The sequence below is a fragment of the uncultured Shewanella sp. genome (genome assembly GCF_947501225.1).
GTDB lineage: Bacteria > Pseudomonadota > Gammaproteobacteria > Enterobacterales > Shewanellaceae > Shewanella.
In genome coordinates, this window is record NZ_CANMUW010000033.1 from 1 (window position 1) to 5,245 (window position 5,245).

The 5,245-nt window shown below is 45.2% G+C and carries 4 protein-coding genes and 3 tRNA genes; 6 read left to right on the forward strand and 1 reads right to left on the reverse strand.

The window, feature by feature from the left end:
* Nucleotides 1-1,462 precede the first annotated feature (1,462 nt).
* Both murB and birA read left to right on the forward strand, forming a co-directional pair.
* Nucleotides 1,463-2,509, forward strand: coding sequence for a UDP-N-acetylmuramate dehydrogenase (gene murB / locus Q1B47_RS21735; RefSeq protein WP_299798817.1), 1,047 nt, complete (start codon nt 1,463-1,465; stop codon nt 2,507-2,509).
* On the forward strand, nt 2,490-3,452 hold the full coding sequence (gene birA / locus Q1B47_RS21740) for a bifunctional biotin--[acetyl-CoA-carboxylase] ligase/biotin operon repressor BirA (RefSeq protein ID WP_299798819.1): 963 nt from the start codon (nt 2,490-2,492) through the stop codon (nt 3,450-3,452). Before murB ends, birA begins: the two co-directional genes overlap by 20 nt.
* A 17-nt stretch (nt 3,453-3,469) precedes the next feature.
* On the opposite strand, the gene coaA is transcribed toward birA, so the two are convergent.
* A complete protein-coding gene (coaA, locus tag Q1B47_RS21745) occupies nt 3,470-4,420 on the reverse strand; it encodes a type I pantothenate kinase (protein ID WP_299798821.1) in 951 nt (316 codons plus the stop codon).
* Between the two features lie 230 nt (nt 4,421-4,650).
* Here coaA and Q1B47_RS21750 point away from each other — a divergent pair.
* The 4 genes from Q1B47_RS21750 to Q1B47_RS21765 all read left to right on the forward strand — a co-directional run.
* Nucleotides 4,651-4,726 (forward strand) — tRNA-Thr (locus Q1B47_RS21750).
* 7 nt (nt 4,727-4,733) lie between these two features.
* Nucleotides 4,734-4,818: transfer RNA gene (locus Q1B47_RS21755), tRNA-Tyr, on the forward strand.
* A gap of 35 nt (nt 4,819-4,853) precedes the next feature.
* Nucleotides 4,854-4,927: transfer RNA gene (locus Q1B47_RS21760), tRNA-Gly, on the forward strand.
* Nucleotides 4,928-5,111: 184 nt separating this feature from the next.
* Nucleotides 5,112-5,245: GTP-binding protein (locus Q1B47_RS21765; protein ID WP_299798791.1), on the forward strand; the 134-nt coding region annotated here is incomplete at its 3' end.

Sequence of the window (5,245 nt, forward strand, 5' to 3'; positions counted from 1 at the left end):
GAGCGGTAGTTCAGTTGGTTAGAATACCGGCCTGTCACGCCGGGGGTCGCGGGTTCGAGTCCCGTCCGCTCCGCCAACATTACGATGAGCCCTAGCAGCAATGCTAGGGCTTTTTCGTATCTGGATTTTATGAAATGAAAAGCTACAAGCAGAGCGGTAGTTCAGTTGGTTAGGCTCTTTATAAATAGAAAGCGGCCTGTTTCACGTGCCGAAGGCACACGGGTTCGAGTCCCGTCCGCTCCGCCAACACAAAGACGAAAGCCTCTACAGTAATGTAGAGGCTTTTTTCGTTATGGCGTCGCGGATAAATCCGCCCCAGCTACGCTAAAGCTTCGCGCTCGTATGCTTGTGGCTATCGCCACACTCGCCCACAAACATTACGATGAGCCCTAGCACTTCTTATGAGCAGAGAGTGCTAGGGCTTTTTCGTATCTGGATTTTATGAAATGAAAAGCTACAAGCAGAGCGGTCACTCTCGACCATCCTTGGTCTTCGTGACATTTGTGCATCCATGCACTTCGTAGTTCAGTTGGACTCACATTGCTCCTGGCAATGTTGAGCATTCACTCCATCCCTGGAGATATTAGGCTCTTTATAAATAGAAAGTTTGTACATCTATGTACAAAGCCAGTTCGACAATCCCTGTCTCTCGTTCATTAGCTTATGACTTCGTCATATTCACCCTGTTTCGCGTGCCGAAGGCACGCGGGTTCAGCTTTTGTTAAGAGCTAGTCCGCTCCGCCAACATAAAGAAGAAAGCCTCTACACTTTCCATTTACGGGGAGTGCTGAGGCTTTTTTCGTTATGGCGTCGCGGATAAATCCGCCCCAGTTAAGCTAAAGCTTCGCGCTCGTATGCTTGTGGCTATCGCCACACTCGCCCACAAACATTACGATGAGCCCTAGCACTTCTTATGAGCAGAGAGTGCCAGAGCTTTTTCGTATCTGGATTTTATGAAATGAAAAGCTACAAGCAGAGCGGTCACTCTCGACCATCCTTGGTCTTCGTGACATTTGTGCATCCATGCACTTCGTAGTTCAGTTGGACTCACATTGCTCCTGGCAATGTTGAGCATTCACTCCATCCCTGGAGATATTAGGCTCTTTATAAATAGAAAGTTTGTACATCTATGTACAAAGCTAGTTCGACAATCCCTGTCTCTCGTTCATTAGCTTATGACTTCGTCATATTCACCCTGACTTACGCGTCAAAGGAACATGGGGCGGTGTTGTGGTAGGTTGAGCCCGCAGCCCATGATTTAACATTCAGGATTGCAACTTACTGTTAATAGAGTGTTCAGGCGTATTTTACTGAGAGACGGAGATCTTTTTCCTGTTGTAATACCTCTCTTAGCTTTTATTTCAGATGGCGTTATAGATTAAGAATTATAGAATTGGCAAAGTGGTTATTTTCCTCCTTGTAAATAGGCTACAATGGCCTTTTGCTCACAAAAACAGATACCATGCCAGCAGAAGCTATCCACTCTCTAAAATCCTTTAACACTTTTGGTGTCGACTACTCCTGCAGGAATTTGATAACTGTAGGCACAAAAAATGAATTGATCAGTGTATGTTCAAAACTTTTTGCCGACAGTAAGCCTTTTTTTGTACTTGGGGGCGGTAGTAATATTCTTTTAACTGATGATTATCAAGGAACCGTGGTTAAGATCGCTTCGAAGGGGATCGAATGCCATGAAGATGATGAGTATTACTACCTGAATGTTGAGGCCGGCGAGGAGTGGCATCAATTGGTAGAATATTGCTTAACTAAAGCTATGCCGGGGCTCGAAAATTTAGCTTTAATTCCGGGCACAGTCGGTGCGGCTCCCATACAAAATATTGGTGCCTATGGCCTCGAGTTTATGGATATTTGCGACTGGGTCGAATTTGTAGATCTACGTAGTGGAAAGTTGACCCGGTTTAGGAGCGATGAATGTCAGTTCGGCTACAGGGAATCTATTTTTAAGGCGGAGTTGAAAGGGGTGACGGTAGTGACTTCTGTAGGCATTAAGTTAGCTAAAAGGTGGCAGCCCAGGCTCTCTTATGGACCATTGAAGCAGTTCGAAGCTGATAGTGTTACTCCTGAACAAGTATTTGATTGTATCTGCCGCATACGAACTGAAAAATTACCTGATCCAGCTGTCATTGGTAATGCAGGTAGTTTCTTCAAAAATCCGATTGTCTCAACCACAAGGTATAAGAAATTAATTGAGAGTTATCCGGCATTGGTTGGCTATTCCCTGGAGGATGGTTCTGTAAAGTTGGCGGCCGGTTGGTTAATCGACAATGCTGGTTTAAAGGGAGTTGCGGTTGGTGATGCTGCCGTGCATGAGCAGCAGGCTCTGGTGTTAATCAACAAAGGTCAGGCGAGCGGCAGAGACATTCTTCAGTTAGCGATGCGGGTTATTGAGACAATTAAAAACAAATTTGACGTAATTTTAGAAGCTGAGCCCAGGATTATTGGCGCAGAGGGTGAGAGGGAGTTAGAAGATGAAAGAACAGTGGGATAGAAAACGAGCCATTATAGCAGCTCTTAACACCGGTGGTTTCGTCTCTGGCGAGCTCTTAGCAAATCAGGCTGGAATATCCAGGGCCGCAATTGGTAAACATATCGCCTCCCTCGAAGAGTACGGTATTGAAGTCTTTAGCGTAAAAGGTAAGGGGTATAAGCTCGCCAGTAAGATTTCACTCATAGATGAGAGTAGGCTTAAAAACGAGATTAACCACCGCTGCTTTTATTTCGATGAGATCCCCAGCACTAACGCCTTTTTCCTGAAAAATGTCGAGGATCTTAATTCCGGTGACATTTGTGTTGCCGAATATCAGTCTGCTGGGAGGGGAAGACGAGGAAGGAGTTGGGTATCTCCCTATGGATGCCATCTGTATTGCTCAATGTATTGGAACTTGTCTCAGGGAATGGCTAAGGCTGCCGGACTCAGCCTTGTCGTCGCTTGCTCACTGGTGAAGGTACTTGAGTCTTTTGGCGTAGAGGGAGTTGGCGTAAAGTGGCCTAATGATATTTATCTAAATGATAAGAAGCTTGCCGGTGTATTAATTGAGATGAGCGGTCAGGCCGATGGCCATTGCCACCTGGTTATTGGTATCGGGATCAATATCTCTATGTCTAAAGGTCAGGGCGAGAAAATCGATCAACCCTGGAGTGATCTATCGGATTTGACTGTGGGTCTGAGTAAGACAGACTTGATGATTGCTTTACAGAAGCAGTTATTTGTTGACCTTAACGAATTTGAACTCGCTGGTATGAAACCATTTCTTCTCAGGTGGCAAGATGTCGACATCTTCTATGGTAAAGAGGTTAAGTTGCTGATGGGAGAGAATCAGGTATTTGGTGTCTGCCGTGGTATTGATGAGACCGGAGCCATTTTACTAGAGAGTGGCGGTAGAGTTGAGGCATTTGTTGGCGGTGAAATAACACTTAGAAGCGCCACATAGCGCTTCAATTATAATTTTTACTTACGAAGTAGAACCTGGCTCATTAAGTGATCATCACCTTTCTGAAGTATCAGGTGAGCTCGATCACGTGTAGGCTCGATGTTCAGCTTCAAATTTGGGCCGTTAATGCTATCCCATATATTAGCTGCAATCGTTTTCGCATCCTTGTCCGCCAGGTTAGCGTAGTGATGAAAATAAGAATTTTCATCACTGAAGGCGCCACCACGAAACTGTAGAAAGCGGTCAATATACCACTGCTTTAACAGTTGCTCTTCGGCATCGACATAGATAGAGAAATCTACAAAATCTGAAACGAACGGTTGTTGGATGCCGACCGCTGAATCTTGCCCGGATTGTAAAACATTTAATCCTTCAATGATGAGAATATCCGGCTGTTCAATTGCTTGATAGCTGTCTGTGATCCGGTCATAGGTAATATGTGAATATAGAGGGGATTTCACGTGCTCATTGCCGGCTTTTACGTTTGAGATAAACTCTACCAGCATCTTCATATCATAACTTTCAGGAAAGCCTTTTCTCTGCAGCAGACCTCGGCGCTTGAGTTCGGCCAAGGGATAGAGGAATCCATCTGTAGTCACAAGGTCGACACTGGGGTGTTCGGGCCATTGACTCAGTAGCGCCTGCAGGATACGTGCAGTTGTACTCTTACCAACAGCAACACTTCCGGCAATGCTGATGATGTAGGGACGCTTAGGAGGCTTTCTACCTAAAAACTCATTGAGGACCAAGCCTCTTTTCTGTTTCGCACCAACGATAAGGTTAAGTAAGCGGCTGAGTGGTAAGTAGATATCGGTGACTTCAGTCAAAGACAGCTTCTCGTTTATACCTCTAAGGTTAGCGAGCTCCGGCTCGTCGAGTGTTAAAGGTACCGATTCTCGTAATTCGGCCCACTGTGATCTGTTAAACGGCAGATACAGTGCATTATGAATATGATTTTCGGTTGTCATTGGTTTTCCCCCTGTGAGGGGGCACAGTACACTAACAGATTCGCTTGAACAATATTAATGCTCACTTTCAACGAGATGTTTGTAACCGGTTAGAACGCTTGCTCTAAAAATAAACGTAAAGCTGGTTTTGTAAGCGAAAAAACAGTTATTAGGGCTTTTTTTCATTTTTTTTCGATTTAGCTATTGCACTTGTGCCGACATTTCCATAATATCCGCTACCGAAATGACACGCCGGCATAGCTCAGTTGGTAGAGCAACTGACTTGTAATCAGTAGGTCCCGAGTTCGACTCTTGGTGCCGGCACCATTTTTCTGGAGGGGTTCCCGAGTGGCCAAAGGGATCAGACTGTAAATCTGACGGCTCAGCCTTCGAAGGTTCGAATCCTTCTCCCTCCACCATATTCTAGGTAGTTAGGTAACCTGAAGTAGGTTGCGCGGATGTCGTATAATGGTATTACTCCAGCCTTCCAAGCTGATAACGCGGGTTCGATTCCCGCCATCCGCTCCAATTTTCGCTGATGTGCTCGCCCTTATGAGCACACCCTTACGAGGGTGAGGTTTTAAGTCACTGCCATCAGCGCCAGCCTTCTTCAAATATCCTATAAATACTTAATTGATTCGATGTCATTTATGCATCGAATTTTTTGTTATATGTCGGTTTCATCACCAAGATATCTGATTGGGGCAATACCATGGCTAAAGAAAAATTTGAACGTAGCAAACCTCACGTTAACGTGGGTACCATCGGTCACGTTGACCATGGTAAAACAACTCTAACAGCTGCTATCTCTGCAGTACTTACTAAAGCCTATGGCGGTGAGACTAA

Coding starts and splice junctions, on each gene's coding strand:
- coaA (WP_299798821.1), bottom strand. CDS start 4,420: ATGACAACCGAAAATCATATTCATAATGCACTGTATCTGCCGTTTAAC.
- murB (WP_299798817.1), top strand. CDS start 1,463: ATGCCAGCAGAAGCTATCCACTCTCTAAAATCCTTTAACACTTTTGGT.
- birA (WP_299798819.1), top strand. CDS start 2,490: ATGAAAGAACAGTGGGATAGAAAACGAGCCATTATAGCAGCTCTTAAC.